Below are 470 nucleotides of genomic sequence, written 5' to 3'. Positions count from 1 at the left end.
GAAGCCTTTGATGTCGGCTTCCACCACCCACTGCGTGCGCTCGTTGGTGATGACCTCGGCCAGTCGCCGTAGCGCGTCATGCGCACTGCGCCCCGGTCGGAAGCCATAGGAGCAATCGCGGAATTCTGGCTCCCAAATGGCCTGAAGAATACGACTGAGCTGATCTTGGACCAGGCGGTCTTCAAAACACGGCACGCCTAACGGCCGATGGCGGCCATCCCCTTTGGGAATGGAGGTGCGCCGTACCGGTTGTGGCCGGTAGCCCATCCGGCGTATCCGTGCCGATAAATCCTCCAGGCGCGTGTCCAGTCCTTCTCCATAGTCGTCTTTTCTGGTCCCATCGACTCCGGGCACCTTGCGTCCGTCTTGGCGCTCGAAGCTTTCGCGCAGGCCCTCGGGCTCAAACATTAGTCCCATGAGGGCGGTGAACCGCTCCTGCAGTCCTTGACGCGCTCTTGCTGTGAAACGTT

1 protein-coding gene is annotated in these 470 nt (G+C 61.1%); it reads right to left on the bottom strand.

The window, feature by feature from the left end; all coding sequences use genetic code 11:
• A partial coding sequence (locus tag VBE63_RS31165; RefSeq protein ID WP_323686803.1) for a reverse transcriptase domain-containing protein occupies positions 1-470 on the bottom strand: 470 nt, incomplete at both ends.

The sequence above is a fragment of the Lamprobacter sp. genome, from assembly GCF_034860625.1.
Classification (GTDB): Bacteria; Pseudomonadota; Gammaproteobacteria; order Chromatiales; family Chromatiaceae; genus Lamprobacter.
This window is presented reverse-complemented; position numbering and strand designations above follow the sequence as displayed.